Origin of the sequence: Streptomyces sp. NPDC000134 (assembly GCF_042899225.1) — a bacterium.
GTDB lineage: Bacteria > Actinomycetota > Actinomycetes > Streptomycetales > Streptomycetaceae > Streptomyces.
In genome coordinates this window covers 125,495-148,586 of record NZ_JBIAZN010000007.1, presented here as the reverse complement: position 1 = coordinate 148,586, position 23,092 = coordinate 125,495, and the positions used below count along the sequence as shown (strand labels likewise).

General features: G+C 75.9%; 17 protein-coding genes. 7 read left to right on the top strand and 10 right to left on the bottom strand.

Features of this window, described 5'->3' with window-relative positions:
* Positions 1-43 precede the first annotated feature (43 nt).
* The 4 genes from ACFY32_RS12815 (at position 44) to ACFY32_RS12800 (ending at position 7,041) form a co-directional block, all read left to right on the top strand.
* Complete coding sequence (locus ACFY32_RS12815) at positions 44-3,058, top strand: family 16 glycoside hydrolase (RefSeq protein ID WP_390674143.1); 3,015 nt, start codon at positions 44-46, stop codon at positions 3,056-3,058.
* Between the two features lie 148 nt (positions 3,059-3,206).
* Positions 3,207-4,226, top strand: coding sequence for an LLM class flavin-dependent oxidoreductase (locus tag ACFY32_RS12810; RefSeq protein WP_390674142.1), 1,020 nt, complete (start codon positions 3,207-3,209; stop codon positions 4,224-4,226).
* 311 nt (positions 4,227-4,537) lie between these two features.
* Positions 4,538-5,899 (top strand): bifunctional o-acetylhomoserine/o-acetylserine sulfhydrylase, encoded by a 1,362-nt coding sequence (locus tag ACFY32_RS12805; protein WP_390674141.1) that lies wholly within the window; start codon positions 4,538-4,540, stop codon positions 5,897-5,899.
* Complete coding sequence (locus tag ACFY32_RS12800) at positions 5,896-7,041, top strand: homoserine O-acetyltransferase (RefSeq protein ID WP_390674257.1); 1,146 nt, start codon at positions 5,896-5,898, stop codon at positions 7,039-7,041. Before ACFY32_RS12805 ends, ACFY32_RS12800 begins: the two co-directional genes overlap by 4 nt.
* Before the next feature lie 15 nt (positions 7,042-7,056).
* Here ACFY32_RS12800 and ACFY32_RS12795 read toward each other — a convergent pair whose 3' ends face one another.
* Positions 7,057-7,884: an alpha/beta fold hydrolase gene (locus ACFY32_RS12795; RefSeq protein ID WP_390674140.1), complete on the bottom strand. Its 828-nt coding sequence runs from the start codon at positions 7,882-7,884 to the stop codon at positions 7,057-7,059.
* Between the two features lie 66 nt (positions 7,885-7,950).
* On the opposite strand from ACFY32_RS12795, the gene ACFY32_RS12790 reads away from it, so the two are divergent.
* Complete coding sequence (locus ACFY32_RS12790) at positions 7,951-8,406, top strand: MarR family winged helix-turn-helix transcriptional regulator (RefSeq protein WP_390674139.1); 456 nt, start codon at positions 7,951-7,953, stop codon at positions 8,404-8,406.
* A gap of 35 nt (positions 8,407-8,441) precedes the next feature.
* Here ACFY32_RS12790 and ACFY32_RS12785 read toward each other — a convergent pair whose 3' ends face one another.
* The gene (locus ACFY32_RS12785; protein WP_390674138.1) at positions 8,442-9,191 is read right to left on the bottom strand and encodes a MerR family transcriptional regulator; all 750 of its coding nucleotides are present in this window, start codon (positions 9,189-9,191) and stop codon (positions 8,442-8,444) included.
* A 47-nt stretch (positions 9,192-9,238) separates the two neighbouring features.
* On the opposite strand from ACFY32_RS12785, the gene ACFY32_RS12780 reads away from it, so the two are divergent.
* The gene (locus ACFY32_RS12780) at positions 9,239-9,694 is read left to right on the top strand and encodes a DUF6194 family protein (RefSeq protein ID WP_390674256.1); all 456 of its coding nucleotides are present in this window, start codon (positions 9,239-9,241) and stop codon (positions 9,692-9,694) included.
* A gap of 60 nt (positions 9,695-9,754) precedes the next feature.
* Here ACFY32_RS12780 and ACFY32_RS12775 read toward each other — a convergent pair whose 3' ends face one another.
* Positions 9,755-10,315, bottom strand: a complete 561-nt coding sequence (locus tag ACFY32_RS12775) for a TetR/AcrR family transcriptional regulator (RefSeq protein WP_390674137.1) — start codon at positions 10,313-10,315, stop codon at positions 9,755-9,757.
* 72 nt (positions 10,316-10,387) lie between these two features.
* Here ACFY32_RS12775 and ACFY32_RS12770 point away from each other — a divergent pair, with 72 nt between their 5' ends.
* Positions 10,388-11,548: an FAD-dependent monooxygenase gene (locus tag ACFY32_RS12770; protein ID WP_390674136.1), complete on the top strand. Its 1,161-nt coding sequence runs from the start codon at positions 10,388-10,390 to the stop codon at positions 11,546-11,548.
* A gap of 49 nt (positions 11,549-11,597) precedes the next feature.
* On the opposite strand, the gene ACFY32_RS12765 is transcribed toward ACFY32_RS12770, so the two are convergent.
* The 7 genes from ACFY32_RS12765 to ACFY32_RS12735 form a co-directional block, all read right to left on the bottom strand.
* The gene (locus tag ACFY32_RS12765) at positions 11,598-14,306 is read right to left on the bottom strand and encodes a SpoIIE family protein phosphatase (protein WP_390674135.1); all 2,709 of its coding nucleotides are present in this window, start codon (positions 14,304-14,306) and stop codon (positions 11,598-11,600) included.
* A 150-nt stretch (positions 14,307-14,456) separates the two neighbouring features.
* On the bottom strand, positions 14,457-16,199 hold the full coding sequence (locus tag ACFY32_RS12760; protein ID WP_390674134.1) for an ABC transporter ATP-binding protein: 1,743 nt from the start codon (positions 16,197-16,199) through the stop codon (positions 14,457-14,459).
* Positions 16,196-17,935, bottom strand: a complete 1,740-nt coding sequence (locus ACFY32_RS12755; RefSeq protein WP_390674133.1) for an ABC transporter ATP-binding protein/permease — start codon at positions 17,933-17,935, stop codon at positions 16,196-16,198. Before ACFY32_RS12755 ends, ACFY32_RS12760 begins: the two co-directional genes overlap by 4 nt.
* A gap of 274 nt (positions 17,936-18,209) precedes the next feature.
* Positions 18,210-19,325 (bottom strand): SagB/ThcOx family dehydrogenase, encoded by a 1,116-nt coding sequence (locus ACFY32_RS12750; RefSeq protein ID WP_390674132.1) that lies wholly within the window; start codon positions 19,323-19,325, stop codon positions 18,210-18,212.
* 17 nt (positions 19,326-19,342) lie between these two features.
* Positions 19,343-20,722: a YcaO-like family protein gene (locus tag ACFY32_RS12745; protein ID WP_390674131.1), complete on the bottom strand. Its 1,380-nt coding sequence runs from the start codon at positions 20,720-20,722 to the stop codon at positions 19,343-19,345.
* On the bottom strand, positions 20,719-22,194 hold the full coding sequence (locus ACFY32_RS12740; protein WP_390674130.1) for a CocE/NonD family hydrolase: 1,476 nt from the start codon (positions 22,192-22,194) through the stop codon (positions 20,719-20,721). The genes ACFY32_RS12745 and ACFY32_RS12740 overlap by 4 nt, the downstream gene beginning before the upstream one ends.
* Positions 22,191-23,033 (bottom strand): hypothetical protein, encoded by an 843-nt coding sequence (locus ACFY32_RS12735; protein WP_390674129.1) that lies wholly within the window; start codon positions 23,031-23,033, stop codon positions 22,191-22,193. Before ACFY32_RS12735 ends, ACFY32_RS12740 begins: the two co-directional genes overlap by 4 nt.
* Positions 23,034-23,092: the final 59 nt, after the last annotated feature.

Below are 23,092 nucleotides of genomic sequence, written 5' to 3'. Positions count from 1 at the left end.
GCGATTTCCGGCACGGTCCGGTCCCCACCCCCACGGAGGACCAATGCGCCAACGCCACCGTCCGCTGCCACGCCTGCGCAGACGGGTCGTCCTTCTGCTGACCTCGGGCATCCTCGCCGCCGGCCTCTCCGCCGCCCCGGCCGCCCCCGCCGCGCCCTCGGACGTCCCGCCCCAGGAGCCCGGCGTCACCCTGCGCGTGTTCGACGTGCAGACCCCGCTGAGCAAGCTGTGCACCCTCAAGCCCGGCCAGACCCCCAACCACGACAAGCTGATGCCGACGGTCGACTGGTCCACAGAGGCCGACTTCGGCGGCTTCGCGGACGACTTCGTGACGGAGGTGACCGGTTACCTCCTCGCCCCCACCGACGGCACCTACGTCTTCCGGCTCACCAGCGACGACGGCTCCCGGCTCACCCTCGACGGCAGCACGGTCGTCGACCACGACGGCCTGCACGGCGCCGAACCGAAGGACGGCACGGTCCACCTCACCGCCGGGGCGCACCCGCTGCGCATCGACCACTTCGAACGCGACGGCGGGCAGGAACTCCGGTTGTCCTGGCGTCCGCCGGGCGCCGCCGACTTCACCGTCGTCCCCCGCGAGGCACTGACCACCGACGCCGGTGTGGTCCGCGTGACCGCGCCGGGCCGCAAGGAGTGCGAGGCCGGCGGCGACACCCCCGGCGACGGCCTGCCCCTGACCTCCGTACGCCCCGACCTGACCCTCACCGACCTGCGCCCCGAGGGCTTCGAGCCGCAGGTCAGCGGCATGGACTGGCTGCCCGACGGGCGCCTCGCCATCAGCACCTGGGGCGGCAGCCAGCAGACCGCCGGGGAGGTGTACCTGCTGGACAACGTGACGGGGAAGACCAGCCGGGACGAGGTCACCGTCAAGAAGGTGGCGAGCGGACTGCGTGAGCCGATGGGCATCAAGTACGTCGACGGCGCCCTGTACGTCTCGCAGAAACACGAGCTGACCCGGCTCGTCGACGACGACGGCGACGAGGTCACCGACGAGTACCGCACGGTGGCCACCTGGCCGTACGGCGGCAACTTCCACGAGTTCGCGTTCGGCCTGCTCTACCGCGACGGCCACTTCTACGTGAACCTCTCCGTCGCCATCGACTACGGCGGCGCCACCAGCGTCCCGCAGCCCGCGCCGAACCGCGGGGTCACGTACAAGGTGAGCAAGAAGACCGGGAAGATCAGCCCCGTCGCGGGCGGGCTGCGCACGCCCAACGGCCTCGGCTGGGGGCCCGGCGGCGGCCTGTTCGCCACCGACAACCAGGGCGGCTGGCTGCCCGCTTCGAAGCTCGTGCAGATCGAACGGGACCGCTTCTTCAACCACTACACCGAACCCGCCGGGCCCTTCGACGACCAGCCGGTCACCCGGCCGGTGCTGTGGCTGCCGCAGAACGAGATCGGCAACTCGCCCTCCACCCCGCTGTATCTGACGAAGGGCCGGTACGCGGGCCAGATGCTGATCGGCGACGTCACCTACGGCGGCCTCCAGCGCGCCTACCTGGAGAAGGTGAAGGGCCAGTACCAGGGCGCCGTCTTCCGCTACACCCAGGGCCTGGAGGCCGGCGTCAACCGGACCGTCCTCGGCCCCGACGGGGCGATCTACACCGGCGGCCTGGGAGCCGACGGCAACTGGGGCCAGGAGGGCAAGCTCAAGTACGGGCTGCAGAAACTGACGCCCAACGGCGGCAACACCTTCGACATCGAGTCGATGCGCGCGGTACCGGGCGGCTTCGACCTGACGTACACCCAGCCGGTGTCAGAGGAGACCGCGGCGCAGTTGGCCGAGCGGTACCGGGCCGAGCAGTGGCGCTACACCCCGACCGCCGACTACGGCGGCCCGAAGATCGCCGAGGAACAGCTCTCCGTGCGCTCGGCGTCCCTGTCGAAGGACGGCCGCACCGTCCGGCTGCTGTTCGACGGCCTGAAGCCGGACCGGGTGGTGCACGTGCGCTCGCCGCGCCCCTTCACCTCGGCGTCCGGCGAGTCGCTGTGGAGCACCGAAGCCTGGTACACGCTCAACGAGATGCCCGGGAAGCAGCCCGCCCCCGCGACCCTGTACGAGGCCGAGGAGGCCGCCCTGACCGGCACGGCCGGGATCAACACCGACCACACCGGCTACTCCGGCAGCGGCTTCGTCGACCGCTACGCCACCGAGGGCAAGGCCGCCACCACCTTCGACGTGACGGTCCCGAAGACCGGCGACTACGACGTCAGCCTGCGGTACTCCAACGGCCCGAACCCCTTCCAGGGCACCAAGTCCTTCTCCCTGTACGCCGACGGCAAGAAGGTGCGGCAGACCTCGCTGCCCTCCACCGGCGACTGGGACACCTGGTCCACCCGGACCGAGCGGCTGCGCCTGCGGGCCGGGCACCATTCCCTCTCCTACCGGTACGACCCCGGGGACACCGGGCACGTGAACCTCGACCTGATCACCGTGCGCCCGCACGGCTCCCCCGTCGCCCTCTTCGACGGCACCGCCGCCTCGCAGGCGCGGTGGCAGCACACCGACGGGCGGGCCGCGGCCTGGCCGCTCGCCGCGGAGAAGTCGATGGAGGTGTGCTGCGGCGACCTGCGCACCAAGGAGGCGTACCAGGACTTCGCGCTGCACGTGGAGTTCCGCGTCCCGCTGCTGCCGCCGGAGGTGACCGGGCAGGACCGCGGCAACAGCGGCATCTACCTCCAGGACCGCTACGAACTGCAGATCCTCGACTCCTACGGTGACACCTCACCGGCCACCGACGAGGCCGGGGCGCTCTACCAGAAGAAGGCACCCGACCTCAACGCGGCCACCGCGCCGGGGACCTGGCAGACGTACGACATCGTCTTCCGGGCGGCCCGCTTCGACGACACCGGGCGCAAGACCGCCGACGCCCGGGTGACGGTGGTGTGGAACGGCAAGAAGGTCCACGACGACGTGGCCCTCGACGGCCCCACCGCCGCCGGACGACCGGAGACCCCGGCCGCCGGGGCGATCCGGCTCCAGGACCACGGCAGCACGGTCCGGTTCCGCGACATCCGGGTCCGGCCGCTGGACTGACCGGCCGCTCCCGGATGGTGGGACCGGGTGTTGCGGTCTCATGAACATCCACGCCCCGACCGCTCCCCCACCCCTTCCGACCGGCCGTCCCGCCCCCCGCTCGGTGACAATGACCATGACGTCCCGAGAAGCGGAGGGTGGGATTCGGATGGTCATGGGTGGCAGACCGCTGAAGAAGCTGGGGTTCCTCACGATCGGACTGTTCGACGCGGGGGACCCCGGCCGGGGGCACGAGTCGACCCTGCGACTGCTGGAGGTGGGAGAACGGCTCGGTTACGACACCGCGTGGGTGCGCCACCGCCACCTCCAGTACGGCATCGCCTCGCCGGTGGCGGTCCTCGCGGCCGCCACCCAGCGCACCCGCCGCATCGAGCTGGGCACCGCGGTCACCCCGCTGGGCTGGGAGAACCCGCTGCGGCTCGCGGAGGACCTGGCGACGGTCGACGTGCTGTCCGGCGGACGCCTCAACCCCGGCGTGAGCACCGGCCCGCCCATGCACTACGAGCGGGTCAAGGACGCCCTGTACCCGGACACCGCCGGCACGGAGGAGTTCGGGTACGAGCGGGTACGGCGGCTGCTGGACCACATATCCGGCGAGCCGGTGACGGACTTCCGCGGCACGGAGGGCATCGAGACCTACTCCGACCGGGTGCAGCCGCACTCCCCCGGCCTGCGCGCCCGCATGTGGTACGGCGGCGGCAGCCTGCGCTCGGCCCGCTGGGCCGGGGAGAACGCCATGAACCTGCTCACCAGCAGCGTCGTCAAGGCCGAGGAGTCCGAGGACTTCGCCGCCGTCCAGCTCTCCCACATCCGGGCCTTCCGGGCGGCCCACCCCGACGGCGACGCCGCCCGGGTGTCGCAGGGGCTGGTGGTCGTCCCCACCGACTCCGCCGGTGCCGCCCAGCGGGCCAGGTACGAGGCGTACGCGGCCGGGCGGCTGCCGCGCACCCGGCAGCCGCAGGGCCCGGCCCGGATGCTGTTCGCCCCCGACCTCGTCGGCCCCGCCGAACAGATCGCCGAACGCCTCGCCGCCCACGCGGCGTTCCGGGAGGTGGACGAGGTGGCCTTCGCGCTGCCGTTCACCTTCGACGAGGAGGACTACGAGCAGATCCTCACCGACATCGCCGGCCTGCTCGGCCCCGCGCTGGGCTGGCGGCCGGCCGTCTGACCCACCGCGCCGCGGCGGGTCCAGGAAGTGGGACGCCCTCTTGGTGGGCGGCGGGGGTGTGCGGTACAAAGAGCCCATGATGCCCGAACCCCTGGTGCGACGCCTGGTCATCGACCTGTGCCGACGCCCGGGTTCGTGTTGTTGATCCGCGTGTCCTGACGCGCTCCCGCCGAGGCGGTTCCTCGGCGCTCCCCGCGGCCCCGGCGCCGCCCGTATCCCCGCACTCCTGGCCGCCCCCCGCTGGGCGACGGCAGCGATCTCCGAGCCGTACCCGGCCCCATCCGCGGCCGCCCGATCCCCTACGGAGAACCATGTCCCAGCCGATCGACTCCGTCACCGCCGGTCACACCCCCGACGAGGGACCCGCCGGTCCCGACAGCTCCGCCTGGTCCTTCGAGACCAAGCAGGTGCACGCCGGTGCCGTGGCCGATCCCACGACCGGCGCCCGCGCCACCCCCATCTACCAGACGACGTCGTTCGTGTTCCGGGACACCCAGCACGCCGCCGACCTGTTCTCGCTGGCCGAGCCCGGCAACATCTACACCCGCATCCACAACCCCACCCAGGACGTGTTCGAACAGCGGATCGCCGCGCTGGAAGGCGGGGTCGCGGCCGTGGCCCTGTCCTCCGGGCAGGCGGCGGAGACCCTCGCCCTGCTCACGCTGGCGCGCGCCGGCGACCACGTCGTCTCCAGCGCGTCGCTGTACGGCGGCACGTACAACCTGTTCCGGCACACGCTGCCCAGGCTGGGCATCGAGGTGTCCTTCGTCGAGGACCCGGACGACCTCGCGGCCTGGCGGGCGGCCGTCCGGCCGGGCACCAAGGCGCTGTTCGCGGAGACCCTGGGCAATCCGCGCGGCAACGTCCTCGACGTGCGGGCGGTCGCGGACGTCGCCCACGAGGCGGGCGTACCGCTGATCGTGGACAACACCGTGCCCACTCCCTATCTGCTGCGGCCGATCGAGCACGGCGCGGACATCGTGGTGCACTCGGCGACCAAGTTCCTCGGCGGGCACGGCACCGCGATCGCCGGTGTGGTGGTCGACGGCGGCACCTTCGACTTCGGCGCGCACCCCGACCGGTTCCCCGACTTCACCGAGCCCGACCCCAGTTACCACGGGCTGCGGTACTGGCCGGCCCTCGGCCCGGGGGCCTTCGCCGTCAAGCTGCGCGTCCAGTTGCTGCGCGACCTCGGGCCGGCCCTCTCCCCGCACTCCGCGTTCCTGCTGCTCCAGGGCGTGGAGACGCTCAGCCTGCGGATCGAGCGGCACTCGGCGAACGCGCTGGCGCTCGCCGAGTGGCTGGAGCAGCGCGACGAGGTCGCCGCCGTGCACTACCCGGGCCTGCGCTCCAGCAGGTGGTACGAGGCCGGGCAGCGGTATCTGCCGCGCGGTGCCGGTGCCGTGGTCTCCTTCGAGCTGCGGGACGGGGTGGAGGCGGGCAAGCGGTTCGTGGACGCGGTGGAGCTGTTCAGCCATCTCGCCAACATCGGTGATGTGCGCAGCCTCATCATCCATCCGGCGTCCACCACCCACAGCCAGCTCGACGCGGAGCAGTCGGCGGCCACCGGCGCCTCCCCGGGCCTGGTGCGGCTGTCGGTCGGCATCGAGAGCCTGGCCGACCTCAAGGCGGACCTGGAGGCCGGGTTCCGGGCGGCGAAGGGCGCGTCCTGAACACCGTACTGACGCCTTCGGCGGTCCCGCTCCCGCCGGCCTCGGGAAGCTGGCAGGAGGGGGACCCGCCGGGCCGCCGGCGGTGGTACGTCCGGGACCGGCCGCTCGCGCTGGAGGCGGGCGGTGAACTGCCGGGCCTGCGACTGGCGTTCGAGACCTGGGGGCGGCTGGCGCCGGACCGGTCCAACGCCGTGCTGGTGCTGCACGCCCTCACCGGTGACAGTCATGTCGCCGGGCCGGCCGGACCGGGGCACTCCACGGCCGGCTGGTGGGACGGGCTGGTCGGCCCGGGGCTGGCGCTCGACACCGACCGCTGGTTCGTGGCCGCCCCCAATGTGCTGGGCGGCTGCCAGGGCAGCACCGGACCGTCCTCCGCGCGGGCCGGCGGCCGCCGCTGGGGCGGTGACTTCCCCTTCCTGACCCAGCGCGACCAGGTGGCGGCCGAGGCGGGCTGGGCGGACGCGCTGGGCATCGACCGCTGGGCCCTGGTGGTGGGCGGGTCGATGGGCGGGATGCGGGCGCTGGAGTGGGCGGTGTCGTACCCGCGGCGGACGGGCGCGCTGCTGCTGCTCGCCACCACGGCCGCGGCGAGCGCCGAGCAGATCGCCTGGGCCGCGGCGCAACTGCACGCCATCCGTTCGGACCCGCACTGGCACGGCGGTCACTACCACGACACGGGCCGGGGACCTCATGCCGGGCTCGGTGTGGCCCGGCGGATCGCGCATGTCACGTACCGCAGCGAGCCGGAACTCCAGGCCCGCTTCGGCCGCTCGCCGCAGGACGCGGAGGACCCGTGGCACGGGGGCAGGTACCGGGTCGAGTCGTATCTCGACCACCACGCCGCCAAGCTGGTGGGCCGCTTCGACGCGGGCAGCTATGTGGTGCTGACCGAGGCCATGAACAGCCACGACATCGGCCGGGGCCGCGGTGGTGTGCGGGCGGCCCTGCGCCGGGTGACCGCCCCGGCCCTGGTCGCCGGCGTCGGCTCCGACCGCCTGTACCCGCCGGCCCAGCAGGCGGAGCTGGCGGCCGGCATCCCTACGGCCGACCGTCCCCGGCTGATCGAGTCGCCGTACGGCCACGACGGCTTCCTCATCGAGACGGAACAGGTCGCGGCGCTGGTGGGCGAACTGATGGGCTGAAGCCGGCCGGCGGTGTCAGCTCAGGAAGGCCAGCAACCGGTCGTTCAGCGGCTCCGGCGAGGTGAGCGGCAGGGAGTGGTGGGTGGCCCTCGGGAGCAGCGCCACCTCGCCCTTGGCGAGTGTGCGGCGGGCCCGGTCCGCGACCTTGGCGGCGTGGTGGACGCGGCTGCGTCCGGCGAGCAGGACCAGGACCGGCATGGTGAGGTCGGCGGCCCGGGGGCGGGCGCCGGTGACCAGCTTGCGGCCGGGCACGGTGCCGGCCAGCGCGTAGAGGCGCTGCCAGGACTCGTCCGGGTGGGTGCCCGCCGTCTCCCAGGCCAGGAAGGCGCGGGCCCGTGCCTCGCTCGGGCGGACCAGGGTGGGCAGCGCGCGCAGCAGGTAGCCGAGGCGGAACCCGGCGAAGACCTGGGTGGGGTCGAGGAGGGCGAGACGGTCCACCCGGTGCGGTGCGCGCAGCGCGTACTTGACGGCCAGCCAGGCGCCGTACGAGTGGCCGCACAGGTGCGTGCGGGTGAGCCCGAGCCCGTCCAGCAACGCGTCCAGCCAGGCCGTCAGGTCGTCGGCGTTCTTCAGGGGTGTGCCCCGCCGCTCGGTGCGGCCGGCGTCGCCCAGCAGGTCCACGGCGTGGACCCGGTACCGCTCGCCGAGGGCGGGCGCGTTGGCGTACCAGACGAGGCCGGTGGCGGAGCCGCCGTGCAGCAGTACCAGCGGGCTGCCGTCCGCGGGGCCGTACACGTGGACCCTGGTCCGCCCGTACGGTGTGGCGATGTCGCGGTCCTCGGTGGACTCGGGCCAGCGGGCGCGAAGCTCGTCGTAGGCCAGGTCGAAGGGGGGCAGGGACACAGCATTCCTCTCGCTGGGCGATAATCTCGCTCAGCGAGATATTACCTCCGAGCCCGGGGAGTGGGCATGGACGAACAGAACCCGGTGCCGGGACTGGTCCACCTGTTGCGCGCGGTCACCGTGGAATTCGACCTGCTGGGCGCCGAGTTCGCCGCGCGCCACGGGCTGCACCCCACGGATGTGCGCGCGCTGATCCACCTGCTGGACGCCGGCCGCGCCGGTACGCGCGCCACGCCCGGGTGGCTCGGTGAGCAACTGCGGCTGAACTCCGCGGGAACCACCGCCCTGGTGGATCGCCTGGAGAGGCTGGGACTGGTGCGGCGCAGCAGGGACACGGCAGACCGGCGGCGCGTGCTGCTGGAGGTGCGGGAGAAGGCCATGGAACTCGGGTGGGGCTTCTTCGGGCCGGTGATCGGCGAGGTGACGGCGGCCGCGGAGGGTTTCCGGGCGGATGAGCTGGCGGTGGTGCGTCGTTTCCTGACGGCGGTACTGGAGTCCACCGGGCGGGCGCGCTCAGATTGAGCCCTCTGGGGGCGCGGCGGCCCGCCGACCGGGGGTCAAAGAGACGTGCCGCGGGCGTCCGCCGTCTCCCGGGCGGAGGTGACGACGGCCGCCAGGTCGGTGCCCGCGCGCAGCAGCGCCACGGTGCGTTCGGCGATCCGGTCGAGCCGTCGCCGCAGGATGTCCCGGGCCTCTTCCGCGCCGTCGAGCCGGTCCAGGGAGGCCATGATCTCGCGCACCGCGGGGATGCCGTGTCCCGCGCCGCGCAGGGCGGTGACGATCCGGGCGGCCCCGACCGCCGAGGGGCCGTACCGGCGGGCCCGCAGGGACGTCACCCGCTCGGGCCGGACGAGTCCTTCCTGTTCCCAGAACCGCAGGGTGGAGGGGCGTACGCCGAGTGCGCCGGCGAGTTCGGTGATGGTCATCGCGTCGCCCTCCCGCCCGGCCCCGGGCGCGGAACCGGCCTCGCCCCGGATCGCGTCCAGTGCCCGCTGGGCGCGCAGCGCCTCGTCCCGCTCGCGGGCGAGCCGCACATGCACGTCGGTGATCGCCGAGGCGGCCTCCGCGAGCGTGGCGGTGCGCAGGCGGGCGAGCGTCTGCCGGGCGGCGACCGGTCCGACGGCGCCGGCCAGGCCCCGGTAGGCGTGGAGGGCCCGTACGTGCGTGGGGTTGTACGCCCGGTAGCCGTTGGCCGAGCGGGCGGCCGGGGGTATGACGCCCAGCCGCTCCAGGTCGCGGACCTGTTGCGGCGAATACCCCGACGCCCTGGCGACGTCCGTCGTCCGGAGCGGTACCGGCCCGTTCATCGGCCAACCCCACACAAGCACTTGAAGATGATGCTCGAACCATGAGTATGGAACAGATCATCGCGGCCGTGCGGGGTTTCGACGGCGCGCTCGTCCTCGTCCCCGGGCCGGGCAGCGACGTCCCGGAACCGGCGTGGGGGGACGCCTTCTTCTACTACGCCCCCGACGGGCGGGTACCGCACCGCACACAGCCGTACGGGACGATCGTCACCAAGGACTACCCCGACGACACCGCCTCCGACCTCGACCCCCCGGGGCGCTGGCGGGTGAACGTGCGCGTCGGCGGCGCCGCGTTCCGACGGCTGACCGGGGAGTCGCCCCGCGCCCTGGAACGCCGTCGCGACCACGCCGCGGTGGACACCGTGCTGCCGCACCCGGTGTACGGGGCGCTCGGCTGGGTCTGCGTCGTCAATCCCGGTGAGCGGACGGGCGACACGGTGCTGCGGCTGCTGCGCGACGCCCACGACGCCGCTCGCGCACGGGCCGAGCGGCGTTCCTCATAGGCCGGCCGGCGGTCCGGGCGGCGGGGTGCTGGGCGCCGGTCGGCGGGCCCGCGCTGGGCGCTAGCGCAGGGCGGCGGCGATCAGGGTTTCCAGGGCCTCGCGCGGCACCTCGTCGCCGCCGCTCACCAGCCGGTCGAAGACCAGGCCGTCGACGCAGGTCAGCAGGGTGTGCGTACGGGTGTCGACCTCGGTCACGCCGTGCGCGGCGAGGAACAGCCGGACCGCCTCGCGCCCGGCGTTCTCGCGGGGCACGAGGATCTCGCGCAGCTCGGGATCGCGCACGCTCTCCACGGCGCAGGCGTAACGGGCGAGCGAGCGGCGGCGGCCCTCGCCGGTGAGCCGCCGCCGGGTGAGCAGCGCCAGGCCGTCCGCCAGTTCCCCGGCGGTGCGCAGCGGCGCGAGGTCCTCGGCGACCGTGCGCAGTTCCGTCTGGTCGAGCTGGACCAGACGGGTGACCAGCCCGGTGAGCAGCGCGGCGCGGGTGCGGAAGTAGGCCGAGGTGGTGCCGGCCGGCAGCGCCGCCCTGCGGTCGACCGCCCGGTGGGTCAGACCGCGGATGCCCTCGTCGGCGAGTACGTCGAGGGCCGCGTCCGCGAGCAGGGTGCGCCGTTCCGAAGCCATACCCCCTTTCTACACCTGTAGAGCCTCGGGTAGCCTCACCCTTCTACAGGTGTAGAAGGACGAGGGTGCGCCATGGGTAACACAGCAGTGGTCGTCGGAGGGGGCATCGGCGGGCTGGCCGCCGCGATCGGCCTGCGCCGAGTCGGCTGGGAGGTGACGGTCGTCGAGCGCGCGTCCGTGCTCGACGACGCGGGGGCGGGCATCTCGCTGGCCGCCAACGGCCTGCGGGCGCTGGACGAACTCGGCGTCGGCGCGGCGGTACGGAGCGCCTCACGCGGCCAGTACAGCGGCGGCACCCGCACGCCGGGGGGCGGTTGGCTGGCCCGGATGGACGGGGCGGCGCTGGAGCGGGCGGTGGGTACGCCGATCATGGGCATCCCCCGCTCCACCCTGCACAAGCTGCTGCGCGAGGCCCTGCCCGCCGAGGCGCTCCGGATCGGCTCGCGGGCCGGGGCGGTCCGGCAGACGGGTCCCGGCACGGTCCGGGTCGACTGCGGGGACACGGCGCTGGAGGCCGATCTGGTCGTGGCGGCCGACGGCGTCGGCAGCAAGGTGCGCGGCCTGCTCTTCCCGGCCCACCCCGGCCCGGTCTACAGCGGCTCGACCGTGCTGCGCGCCGTCACCGAGCGGCCGGTCGACCCGCGCACCGACTTCGAGCTGACCTGGGGCCGGGGTGCCGAGTTCGGGCACATCGCCTTCCCGGACGGGCGGGCCGAGTGGCACGCCGTCCTCACCCTCCCGGCCCGGACCCGGTTCGCCGACCCGCTGGCGGAGCTGCGGCGGCGGTTCCGCGACTGGCACGATCCGATCCCCGCCCTGCTGGACGCGACCCGGCCCGCCGACGTCCTGCACCACGACGTCGCCGAACTGCGTGCCCCGCTCCCCTCGTTCACGGCCGGCCGGATCGCGCTGCTCGGCGACGCGGCGCACGCGATGACGCCCAACCTCGGCCAGGGCGCCTGCCAGGCCCTGGAGGACGCGGTCACCCTGGCCGCCGCCCTCGCCGCCGCGCCCACCATCGAGGCCGCGCTCGCCCGCTACGACGCCGAGCGCCGGCCCCGCAGTCAGGCCGTCGCGCGAGCCGCCCGGCAGGCCGGACGGATGGGCCACCAGCTCTCCCACCCGCTGGCCGTCGCCCTGCGCGACACGGCGATGCGGCTGACGCCCTCCCGCGCCGCGATCCGCATGATCCTGCGGCACCACGCCTGGGTCCCGCCCCGGCTCGGCACCTGAGCCCGCGCCCACGCCGGTCAGCCGGGTTCCGGCCCCCGGGCGCCCGGGGTCAGGCCGTCACCGGGCCGGTCCCCTCCGGCGGCGGGCCGGTCCCCTCCGGCGGCGGGCCGGTCCCGTCCGGCGGCCGGCCGGGGCGGACGGCCAGGACGGCGATGTCGTCGTCGTTGTCGGCGCCGAGACCGATGAGCAGTTCGTCGCAGAAGACGTCGAGGGGCTCGTGGACCAGGGCGGCGGTGTGCCGCCGGAGCCGGTCCATGGCGCGGTCCAGGGACTCGCCGCGGCGTTCGATGAGGCCGTCGGTGTAGAGCAGCAGCGTGGAGTGGGCGGGGAGCGCGGCGCGGGACCGGGGGCGGCGCATGCCGATGTCCATGCCGAGCAGCAGCCCGGAACCGTCCTCCAGGTAGTGGGTGCGGCCCTCCGGGGTGATCAGCAGCGGCGGCAGGTGCCCTGCGGAGGAGTGCACCAGCTCCCAGGGGCCCTGCTCGTGCCCCTTCACCAGGCCGTACACGCAGGTGGCCGTCGCCTCCCGGTACAGGGTGTGGTTCGCCAGGTCGAGGCGGCGCAGGACCATGTCGGGCGGTTCCTGGCGGTCCACGGCGATCCCGCGCAGCATGCTGCGCAACTGGCTCATGGCGATGGCGGCGTCCAGGTTGTGCCCGGTCACGTCGCCGATCACCACGGCCGTGTCCCCGCTGGGCAGGACGAAACTGTCGTACCAGTCCCCGCCGACCTGCGCGGTGGTGGACGAGGCCGCGTAACGCGCGGCCAGCTCCAGGTGCGGGACCTCCGGCAGTACGGGCAGCAGGGAGTGCTGGAGGCGCTGGGCGATGTCCCGGGTCTGCTGGTACAGGCGGGCGTTGTCCACGCCCAGGGCGAGGCTGCGGACCAGGTCGTCGACGAGCGACAGGTCCTCCTCGGTGAGCGGCCGGCCGGCGCCGCTGCGGGCCACGGTGAGGGCACCGATCACCTCGCGGCGCACCCGCAGGGGCGCCACGACGGCGCTGTTCGTCTCCAGCGCCCGGAACAGCTCCCGGTAGTGGGCGTCGAGCGCGCTGGCGACCTGGTCCGAGGGTGGCTCCCCGGCGAGCAGCAGGGGGCCCGCGCCGCGCAGCACCCGGGCCAGCGGGCCGCGGGCGCTCTCGGTCACGGGCGGGAGCCGGCCCTCGTACTCCCCCGACCACGGTCCCTGGGGGCCGCCGCGGACCAGGCAGATCCGTTCCGGTTCGGCGTCCTCGGTGAACAGGTCCACCGCGCACCAGTCGGCCAGCCGTCCGGTGAGAATCCGGCCCACGTGCTGCAGGCCCTCCTCCAGGTCGGAGGCGTTGCTCAGCGCGGCCCCGGTGTCGGCCAGCAGCGACAGCCGCTCCACCGCCGTCATGCTGCCCCGGCCGTGCCCCGGGCCGCGGCCGGCGGCGCGCGTGGCGGCCGGGGGCGGCCCGGTCGGCGCGTGCGGCGACGCGTTCCGCACCCGGCCCGAGCGGTCCGCCGGGGACTCGGGCGTGGTCGCCCGGGGGGTGAGCTGGCCGATGAACACGGTCCGGCCGTCGGCGGTCTCCTGGGCCTGGATGAACAGCCGGACGGGGACCAGGTGCCCGTCGCGGTGCAGCGCGGGCAGCGGCACCGACCGGCCGAGGATGTGGGGGTGCCCGCTGAGCAGCAGGGCGGTGAACGCCGTGACGTGGCGTTTCCTGAGGTGTTCCGGCATGAGCACGGTGAGGGGCTGCCCGACGAGGTCGTCCGGGTCGCGGCCGAGGAGGTCGCCGGCGGGCCCGTTGGCCGCGATGATCCGGTTCCGCTCGTCGGCGACGACGGTGGGGACCCGGCTGGCCCGCACCTGCCCGGGGTCCCACGGGACCAGTTCGGAGGGGCTGGCGCCCGGCTCCCGGGGGACCACCGTCCAGGCGGTGGGCCGTCCGCCGGCGAGCTGCCCGGCGATCTGGTCGAACAGCCAGTGCTGGAAGACCCGGCTGCGCGGCAGGGCCGGCAGCGTCAGCAGCCGTTCGCCGCGGGCCGCGTCCTCGGCCGCGTCGAGGACGTCGCACAGGGTGCGCACCGCCGGCGCGGCGTCGGCCGGAACGGCCAGGGGGAGGGAGCGGATCTCCGTCCCGGCGGGCTGCCGGCGCAGCGCCGCGGTGACACTGGCGGTGATCACGTTGTCGAGGTCCTGCGCGGTGGCCAGGTCCTCCGGTGATACGCCGAAGTCGTCTCCGGCCGCCAGGGCCAGGGTGGCCTCGCGCAGCAGGGCGTGCCGGTGCTGCTGCGAGGCGGCGTAGAGCGCGCCCGGCACATCGATCAGCGTCACGGTCGCGTCGGCGCCTCCGCCCGCGGGCGGCGCGGGCGGCTCCCAGCCCGTGGTGCTGGGCGCCGGTGTGCCGGGGCCCAGCTCGAACCAGACGGTCTTGGTCCGGTCGTCCGCGTCGACGCCGTACCGGTCCGCGAGCTTCTCGACGAGGGCGAGTCCCTGTCCCGTACCGGCGTAGGAGGAGCAGTCGTGCGGCACCGGCGGGCGGTCCGGGCGCCGGTCGGTCACTCCCACCCGGACGGTGCCGTCGGCGAGGCGGGCCGAGACGTCGACCTCCGTGCGGGCGTGCAGTACGGCATTGGTGACCAGCTCGCTGACCAGGAGCTGGGCGGTGTCCACGAGGTCCGGCGCGACGTCGTGGAGGGCGGCCCGCACGAAGTGCCGGGCCTGCGCCGCACTCTCCGGGCACCGGGGGAACCGCCGCGCCGGGGTTCCCGAGGCACTGAGGTCGCCCATGCCCTCAGTGTGCCCCAGGAACACCGGCACCCGCGGCCCCGCCCGCCGCAGGCGTGCCAAACGGATGACGGCCCACCGCCGGACCGGCCGGGGCTACGGGCGCGCGGGACTCCGCAGTGTCGTAGATCTTGCGGTGGCGGGTCCGAACGCTCAGGCCGCGGGGCCGGCGAGGTTCCGGTTGAGCGCGCTGTCGGGGCGGGCGGTGAGTTCCTCCCAGGTGCCTTCCTCGGCGATGCGGCCGCCCTCCAGGACGGCGATGCGGTCGGCCCGGCGGATGGTGGCGCGGCGGTGGGCGATGACGACGGTGGTGCGGCCGGTGTCGCGCAGCGCGGCGGACAGTTCGGCGTCCGAGGAGTTGTCCAGGTGGGCGGTGGACTCGTCCAGGACGAGGACCCTCGGCCCGGTGAGCAGGGCGCGGGCCAGGGCGATACGGGCGCGCTGCCCGCCGGAGAGGGTGGCGCCGCGCTCGCCGACCGGGGTGTCCAGGGGGGCGATCCGGTCGACGCCGCAGAGCCGGGCGACCTCGGCGAGCCGGTCGTCGTCCGCGTCGGGTGCGGCGAGCCGCAGGTTGTCGGCGAGGGTGCCGTGGAGGAGGGGGGTGTCCTGGCCGACCAGCGCGACCGCGCGGCGGAGCCGGGCGTCGTCGATGTCCCGCAGGTCGACGGGGTCGCCGTCGCCGGGGATCAGGTGGACCGCGCCCTCGGTGGGGTCCCAGAACCGGGCCAGCAGATGGGCGCAGGTCGACTTCCCGGCCCCCGAGGCGCCGACCAGCGCGAGGGTCTGTCCGGCGGGGACCGTCAGGTCCAGGCCGCGCAGGACGGGTCCGGCGCCGTAGTCGAACCCCACCCGGTGCAGCCGGACGCCCAGCGGGCCGTCGGGCAGCGGGCGGGGAGCGGCGGGCGGCGGGGCGAGCGCGGGGGCACGTACCGCGGCGTCGACCCGGGCGGCGGCGGCGCGCAGGGCCATGGCCTGGCTCAGCGCCCTGGCCGACTCGGCGACCGGCCCCAGTACCGACAGCGCCAGTGCCATGGCGGCCGGCGCCCAGGCGCCGTGCAGGTGTCCGGCGGTGACGGACCGGGCCGCGGCGGCGACCACGCCGAGGACCGCGAGCACGATCAGCAGGTCACGGACGGCGGCGGCGGTGGCCTCCCGGGTGGCCTCGGCGCGCTGGGCGGCACCGACCTGCCGGCCGCGCTCGGCGAGCAGCCGGCGGCGGTCGGCCAGTCGGCCGAAGGCGAGCAGTTCGCGGAGCCCGTCGACGCTCTCCACGGTGTCCGCCGACAGTTCCGCGGCGGCCGTACGGGTGCGTCCGCCGCGCGCCTCGCGGCCGCCCGCGTCGGCGAAGGGCGCGGCGGCGAGCAGCGCGGCGACCGGCAGCACCGCCGCCGTCAGCCAGGGCTCCGCGGCGGCCAGCACCGCTATCCCCGCGGTGAACACCGTTCCCGAGGCGAGGAGTTGGGCGGTGGTGTGGGCGTAGAAGAACTCCAGTGCCTCCACGTCCGCCATGGCGGTGGCGGCGAGGTCTCCGCTGCGCCGGCCGGCGACCCGGGCGGGCGCGCTGCGGGCGAGGCCGTCGAAGACGCGCACGCGCAGCGCGGCGAGCACCCGGTAGGCCAGGTCGTGGGAGAGGTCCATCTCGCGCCAGGTCGTCAGGGCGCGGACCAGGACGAGGGCGGTGAGCGCGGCGACGGTGCCGGGCGAGGGGGCGCGGTCCTCGATGACGGCGGTGCCCACGGTGTGCGCGGCGAGGGTCAGCAGCGCGACGAGGGAGCCCTGTTCGAGGAGTGCGGCGGCGCAGGTGCGGACCGTCATGGCGCGGTGTGCGGCGAGGGCGGGCAGCAGGGCGCGCAGGGCGCCGTGCGCGGGCGTGCCCGTGTCGGGGGCGGTGGTCACGCGGCCAGTCCTTCCCGGTGGGCGTGCCCGGCCTCGACGAGGTGGGTGTAGACGCCGCCCGCGTCGACGAGGGCGGTGTGGTCGCCGATCGCGTCGACCCGGCCGCCGTCGAGGACGACGATGCGGTCGGCGTGCCGGACGGCCGCCAGGCGGTGGGCGACGACCAGGACGGTACGGCCGCCCGCCGCGCCCGGCAGGTCGCGGACGATGTCCGCCTCGCGGCGCTCGTCGACGGCGCTGGTGGCCTCGTCGAGGACGAGCACCGGGGCGTCGGCCAGCAGCCCCCGGGCGAGGGCGAGCCGCTGGCGCTGGCCGCCGGACAGGGTGGCGCCGCGTTCGCCGAGGACGGTGGCGTAACCCTCGGGCAGGGCGGTGATCTCGTCGTGGACACCGGCGGCGCGGGCCGCCCGCGTCAGCTCCTCGTCCGTCGCGTCCGGCCGGGCCAGACGCAGGTTCTCGGCGACGGTGGCGTGGAAGAGGTACGTCTCCTGGGAGACGACGGCGATGCCCCGCCGCAGCGCGTCGAGCGGGAACGCGGTCGCGCACCGCCCGCCCAGGAGGACCCGCCCGCCGTCCGGATCGTGGTGGCGCAGGAGCAGGGCGAGGAGGGTGCTCTTGCCCGCGCCGGACGGTCCGACGATCGCGGTGGTCCGGCCGGCCTCGGCGGTGAAGGTGACCTGGCGCAGCGCGGGCGCGACGGCGCCGTCGTAGGTGAAGTCGACGTTCTCGAAGCGCACTTCGGGCGGGCCGGACCACCGCGCGGGGGCCGTGCCCGTGTCGGGGACGGCGGGCGGGGCGGTGCGCAGGGCCGCGATGCCGTCCGCGGCGGAGGCGCCCAGGTATCCGGCGTGCCACTCGCGGGCCAGGTCCCGGACCGGCCGGAAGCACTCGGAGGCCAGCAGCAGCGTCAGGTAGGTGCCGGTCGCCGCGGCGGAGCCGGTCGCCGCCGACCAGCAGGCGAGGAGCGCGGCGGCCGTGGTGCCGCCCTGGACGGCCAGGTCGGTGATGCCGGTGTCCACCAGGGACACCCGCAGCTTGGCGACGGTCGCCCGGTGCAGCGCCGCCGACCGTCGCTCCAGGCGCTGCCGGGTCCGGCCGACCGCGCCGGCGGCCCGCAGGGCGGGCATGCCCTGGAGGGCCTCCAGGTAGTCGGCGCCGAGTCCTTCGTAGGTGTCCCAGTGGTCCTTGCCGCGTTCGGCGAGGAGCCGGTCCCAGGCGCGCGGCCCGAACAGGGCGAGCAGCAGGGCGGGGACGAGCCCGAGGAGGGCGGCCGGGCTGACGGCCGCGAGGGCGGCGAGCACCAGGGGCGGCACGGTGCGGGTGATCAGGAGCTGGGGCAGGTAGCGGGAGACGTAGGCGTCGACGCCCTCGACGCCGTCGACGAGGGTGGTCCGGACGGCTCCGGCGCGGGCGGTGGTCAGGTGGGCGGGGCCGAGCCGGCCGAGGTGGGCGAGGAGTTCGTCCCGCAGCGCGACCCTGACCTCGGCGCCGGCCCGGGTGGCGGTGCGCCGCTGCGCGTGGGCGAGCGCGGCGCGGGCCGCGACGACGGCGAGGACCGCGCCGAGCAGCGGCGGGAGCCGGCCGGTGTCGCCGCGGGCGAGTCCCGCCAGGGCATGCGTCAGCAGGACGGCCTGTGCCAGGTGGGTGAGCGTGACGGCACCCAGGAGCAGGGTGGCCGCACCCAGGGGGCGGCGGGCGCGGCGGGCGGCACGGCGGAGTTCGGGGTGGACGGTCACGGGGTTCTCTCCTCGTCGGCGTGACGGATGCCGAGGGCTGGTGCGTGGACGGTCACGGGGCTCTCTCCTCGCCCGCGTGACCGGTGCCGAAGGCCGGGGCGTGGACGGTCACGGGGCTCTCCCCTCGCCCGCGCGGCGGGTACCGAAGGCCAGGCGTGGACGATCACAGGCCCCTCCCCTCACCCGCGCGGCGGGTACCGAAGGCCAGGCGTGGACGATCACAGGCCCCTCCCCTCCCCCGCGCGGCGGGTACCGAAGGCCAGGGCGTGGACGATCACAGGCCCCTCCCCTCACCCGCGTGACCGGTGCCGAGGGCCAGGGCGTGGACGATCCAGTCCCGGCCCGGTGGGGTGCCGAGCGCGGCGCCGAGGTCGGCGCGCTGCCAGGAGCCGACGGGCCGGGTGGCGAGGCCGTGGCGGCGGGCGGTGGCGTCGGCCAGGTGGACGGCGTAGCCGGCGTGCAGGTGGGTGCGGCGGACCCGGGCCGCGTCGGCGTCGGACGGGCAGCCGTGGGCGAGCAGGACCGCGCCCGCGTCCGCGAGCCACGCCTGGCCCGCGGCCCAGGCGGCGAGGGTCGGCCGGGCCTCGCCGGTGGCGTACCACCGCGGCGGCCGACCGTCGGGGCCCGGCCGGAGCAGTCCGGGCCGGGGCTTCCCGACGGCGGCGCTCCAGCGCAGTTCCCCGGCGGCCGCCCGGACGGCGGTGGCGAGCACCGCCCCCAGCGCGTCGGGGGACGGGGTGCCCCGCAGTGCCTCCGGTGGCGCGCTGCGGCGGGCCGTCGGCGGGAGCGGTGGCCGGTCCCGGTCCGCCGGGCCGGGGGCGGTGAGGTGGACGCAGGCGAGAGGACCGCATTCGTGCCCGTCCATCCGGGTCACGGCCCGGTACGGGCCCAGCGCGCCGGCCGCCAGGCACACCGCCGCGAGGGCGTGCCCGGTGTCCAGCAGCAGCAACGGCCAGGCGCGATGCCCGTAGTGGGAGACGGTACGCCGTGGGGTGACGGACAGTTCGACGCGCACGCCGGGCGGGGTGCCGCCGGGCGGCGGGCCGAGGTGGTGGACGCGGTCGCGCAGCGGGTCGTATCCGTAGCGGCCGGGCGGCAGCGGGCAGCCGTCGCCCGTGACGAGTTCGGCGTCGACCGGGTGCAGCGCGCCCGCGGAGGGCGCGGGCCGCAGCCGTCCCGTGCGGTCGGAGGCCGCGAGGGAGAGCCGCAGCAGCGCCCGCAGGTCGAGTTCCCCGGGTCCGGCCTCCGGCACCGGGCGCGCCGGTCCCGGCCACGCCCGTACGGCGGGCCCGGCGGCGGTGTCGGGGCCGGGGGGCTCGGCGGAGCGGGCGCGGGCGAGGGCGGCGGGCAGGCCGGCCGCGAGTTCCGCGGGCCGCGGTGAGCCGTTCATCGGGTCCGTACCGCCCGTCACATGTGGGGCGGAGGAGCCAGCGTGAAGTCCTCCGGGCCGGTCGGGGCGTGGGTGCGCCAGCCCCGGGCGAGGGCCGCGCCGGCCAGGCGCGGGCAGCCGAAGTAGCCGAAGGCGGCGGGGGCGTTGGGCAGCAGCCCGGAGACGAGGACGCGGGCGACCCGCAGGGACGTCTCGGCCACGTCCTCGGTGGTGAGGTCGAACGTCATGACCCGGTGACCGCCGCGTTCGAGGGCGCGGTCGAGGCGCGGCCGGTCGCCGGGGGCGACCGCGTCGACGGGGACGGTGCCGTGCGCCGGGTGGGTGAACCGGCGGGCCTCGGCCGCCATCCGCTCGTCCAGCCACACCTGGACGTGCGCGCCCAGGTCCCGGACCCGCTCGAACCGGTCGCCGCAGGCGTCGAGGTAGCGGCGGTCCGCGCGGTGTTCCAGGTACAGGCCCCGGGCGAGCAGTCCGGCCTCGACGGCCTGGAAGACCCAGCCGTCGGGGTCGGTGAGGCCCTGGGTGAAGACCCAGGTGTGGACGGCTTCGAGGACGGCCTTGCGGGCGGCCTCCGCGGGGTCGTACCGGCAGGCGAACCCGGCGGCGTACAGGCCGAGCCGGGGATCGTGGACGAGCGCCGCCACGCAGGGCGCGAACTCGGAGGGCATCTCCACGAGGTGGACGTCGAGGGCCGATCCGGCGAGGTCGTCGGCGAGGCCGGGGACACTGGCCGGGTCGATGCCGCGGGCCGGTCCGTCGAGGTGCCACCACAGTTCCAGGGCGTCGCGTTCGACGATCTCCAGCAGCGCGCGTTCCACCGCGTCGTCGAGGCCCTGGCCGGTGGCTATGCCCGCGTAGTTGAGGTGGTGCGTGCGGGGCAGCGAACGCAGCTCGCCCTGGCGCCAGTTGAGGTGGGTGAGCGCGACCGGCGCCCACACCTCGGCGGTGCCCCCGCCGGGCAGCGGTTCGGTGCCCCGGGTCCACAGCGCCGGGGTGTCGGCGGTGAAGGGGCGGTACGGGAAGTCCGCGCGGGCGTACTGCCAGTCGGCGTAGGCGGGCAGGTCGCCGGGCCCGTACAGCCGCAGGCCCTTGCCGGTGAGTTCGGCGGCCGTGGCGCGCAGCGGGGCGTCGGGGTGGCCGGGCGGTGGCACCCGGTTGCCGCAGTACCGCTCGACCCCCTCGGCTATCGCGGCGACGCGGGCGCCCTCCGGGTCGCCGAAGGTGGTACCGAGGGACACCCGGTCGGCGGGCCAGAGGCCCAGTCTGCGGGCGTCGGATATCTCCGCGGTGAGCGCGGTGTAGCGGGGCGGGGCGCCCGCGGGGTGTTCGACGGGCTTGACCTTGCGGACGATGCCGCAGACGGGGTCGACGAGTGCTTCCGGCGGCAGCGCCGTCATCGCAGGATCTCCTTGGCGGGGTCGGTGGGGGCGGGGCGGGCGGTGAGGACGGGCAGTCGCAGGACCACCCCCGCCGGGTCCACCTCCCGGCGGGAGGCGAGCAGCCGGACGGCGGTGACCGGGTCGTCACCGGTGTGCGGATTGCGGGCGTGGGCCGGGAAGTGGTGTCCGGCGATCTCCAGGCGCAGCCGGGTGCCCGCGGCCAGTCGCCGGGCGAGCCGCCCGAGGTCCACGGTGAACTCGGTCCGCGCCCCGGCTGGTCGCTCGCGGCGGACGATGCCGACGGCGAGCCGTTCGGCCGTGCCCTTCGGGGTGAGGGCGACGAGCCGGGCGGCCCAGTCGGCGGACGGGGTGTCCGCGGTGGCCCGCAGGTGTACCCGCACGGGACCGACGACATCGAGCGGGCGCGGCAGCGGTGGGGTGACCAGCAGGCAGCGGTCGGGCGGCCCGTCGGCGGGGACGGTCAGGTCCCCGGACCGCACGGGCCGGGCGGGGTCGGCGGTGAAGCGGGGGCCGCGCAGCAGACGCAGGTCCGGTGCGTGTGGTGCGCCCTCCGTGCCGGCGGGCAGCCACCAGGGGCTGTCGCCGAGCGCGATCGCGCCATGGTGCCCGGGGGCCAGGTCGCCGGCGAGGGCGCGGCGGGCCCAGCGCGCGTACAGCCCACCGAGATCGAGACGGTGTGCCGGGCGGGCGTCGGGGCCGGGCCGGGAGACGAGGCCGTGTCCCCAGGGGCCGAGCAGCAGCCGCGCCGAGGGGCCGCCCCAGCGCCGCCACAGCGCGACGGTGTCCTCGGTGAAGTGGTCGTGGTGCCCGCCGACCGCCAGCAGGGGCATACCGGCGCGCTCCGCGTCCGCCAGGAGCCGTCCGCGTCCGTGCCGCCGCCACAGGCCCGGCCAGGAGGGCAGGCTCCGCCCGAGCCGTTCGGGCAGGCCGGTCAGCGGCAGGTGGGTGAGCAGTGCGGGGTCCGCGGCGAGGGACTTGTCCAGCGCGTCCTCGTCGGAGTCCGGCCGGTCCCCGTGGGCGGCCCACCAGGCGGCCCGGGTCCACAGCCGTTCGGGGCCGGAGGGTTCGCGGGCCGTCTCGGCGGCGCCCAGCGCGGGCACCGCGGCGATGACGGCGTCCGGGCGGGCGTCCGGGCGGGTGCCGAGGACGAGGGCGCAGTGGGCGGCGTAGGAGCCGCCGGCGGCCACCAACCGCCCGTCCGACCAGGCTTGCCGCCTGATCCAGCGGACGGTCGCCGCTCCGTCGGCGGCCTCGTTCTCGTAGGGCCGCCACTCCCCCGGCGACGCGTACCGGCCGCGTACGTCCTGCGCCAGCGCGGCGAATCCGCGTCGTGCCCAGCCCCGCAGCTCGGCCCGGTGCCGGCGCCGGTCGTACGGGGTACGGACGAGGACCGCCGGGAAGGGCCCGTCGCCGTCGGGCAGGTGCACGTCGGTGGCGAGCCCCGCGACGGCCTCGGTGCTGAGGGTCATCCGTCCCTCTTCGGCATCGGGGCGACGGCGGGCACGGGCAGCACGGGGTGCTCGGTGACGGTGAGGGCACGCAGGTCGACGCACCGCAGCCGCCGCCGCGCGGGCAGGCCGCCGGTGTCGGGGGCGGCGGTGGCCCAGCGGGTGAGGTCGTCGGCGAGCAGCGCGGCGAGGAGCCCGGCCGCGGGCGCGGTGAGCGGGACGGGCGGGCCGGAGGTGCGGGGCCCGCTCCAGTAGGCGGCCAGTTCCCGGTGCGCGGGGGTCGCGGCGAGCCGGCGGGCCCGGACGTGGGCCGAGGTGACGTCCCCGGGAGCGGCGGCGAGGGGTTCGACGTACGCCTGCCGGCCCTCTCGGTGGCAGCGCAGCCAGGCCACGCCCCGCTCGGGCAACCGGTCGGCCGCCTCCCACAACCCGTCGGGCACGGGCCCGTCGAGGCACCAGACGACGGCGGCGGGCTCTCCTTCGAGCAGTTCGTCGAGCGTGACCGGCGAGCGGCCGGTGTCCCGTGTGCGGGGTTCGGCGCCCAGGGCGCGCAGGTGGGCGGCGAGCGGTCCGGTCAGCACCGGGTCGCCCAGCAGCCGGACGTCCCGGCGGGCCGCCGGCCATGAGGGGTTCCGCGTCTCCGCGGCCAGGTATCCGGCCTCCTCGAACGCCCGCACGAGCCGGGCGAGTTCGCCGGTGGAGGGCCCCGGGGCCGCTCCGGAGAGCGCGGCGAGCAGGGCGTCCTCGTCGGCGTCCGCCGTGCGCACGCTCAGGAACTCCCCGTCGGCCGTGCGGACGGCAAGCCCCCTTCCGGGTACGGCGACGACCTCGACACCGGGGGCGAGCTGACTGCGGGACACGTGGGTCCTCCTGGGGAGACGGGGGCTGCGGGATGGGCGTGGGCCCGCCCGGAAGGCAA

What these genes read in the sequence shown, in the direction of transcription:
- ACFY32_RS12790 (WP_390674139.1), top strand. Translation starts at nt 7,951, where the DNA reads ATGGACGAACAGAACCCGGTGCCGGGACTGGTCCACCTGTTGCGCGCG.
- ACFY32_RS12740 (WP_390674130.1), bottom strand. Translation starts at nt 22,194, where the DNA reads ATGACCCTCAGCACCGAGGCCGTCGCGGGGCTCGCCACCGACGTGCAC.
- ACFY32_RS12815 (WP_390674143.1), top strand. Translation starts at nt 44, where the DNA reads ATGCGCCAACGCCACCGTCCGCTGCCACGCCTGCGCAGACGGGTCGTC.
- ACFY32_RS12785 (WP_390674138.1), bottom strand. Translation starts at nt 9,191, where the DNA reads ATGAACGGGCCGGTACCGCTCCGGACGACGGACGTCGCCAGGGCGTCG.
- ACFY32_RS12745 (WP_390674131.1), bottom strand. Translation starts at nt 20,722, where the DNA reads ATGACGGCGCTGCCGCCGGAAGCACTCGTCGACCCCGTCTGCGGCATC.
- ACFY32_RS12810 (WP_390674142.1), top strand. Translation starts at nt 3,207, where the DNA reads ATGGTCATGGGTGGCAGACCGCTGAAGAAGCTGGGGTTCCTCACGATC.
- ACFY32_RS12770 (WP_390674136.1), top strand. Translation starts at nt 10,388, where the DNA reads ATGGGTAACACAGCAGTGGTCGTCGGAGGGGGCATCGGCGGGCTGGCC.
- ACFY32_RS12750 (WP_390674132.1), bottom strand. Translation starts at nt 19,325, where the DNA reads ATGAACGGCTCACCGCGGCCCGCGGAACTCGCGGCCGGCCTGCCCGCC.
- ACFY32_RS12775 (WP_390674137.1), bottom strand. Translation starts at nt 10,315, where the DNA reads ATGGCTTCGGAACGGCGCACCCTGCTCGCGGACGCGGCCCTCGACGTA.
- ACFY32_RS12780 (WP_390674256.1), top strand. Translation starts at nt 9,239, where the DNA reads ATGGAACAGATCATCGCGGCCGTGCGGGGTTTCGACGGCGCGCTCGTC.
- ACFY32_RS12805 (WP_390674141.1), top strand. Translation starts at nt 4,538, where the DNA reads ATGTCCCAGCCGATCGACTCCGTCACCGCCGGTCACACCCCCGACGAG.
- ACFY32_RS12765 (WP_390674135.1), bottom strand. Translation starts at nt 14,306, where the DNA reads ATGGGCGACCTCAGTGCCTCGGGAACCCCGGCGCGGCGGTTCCCCCGG.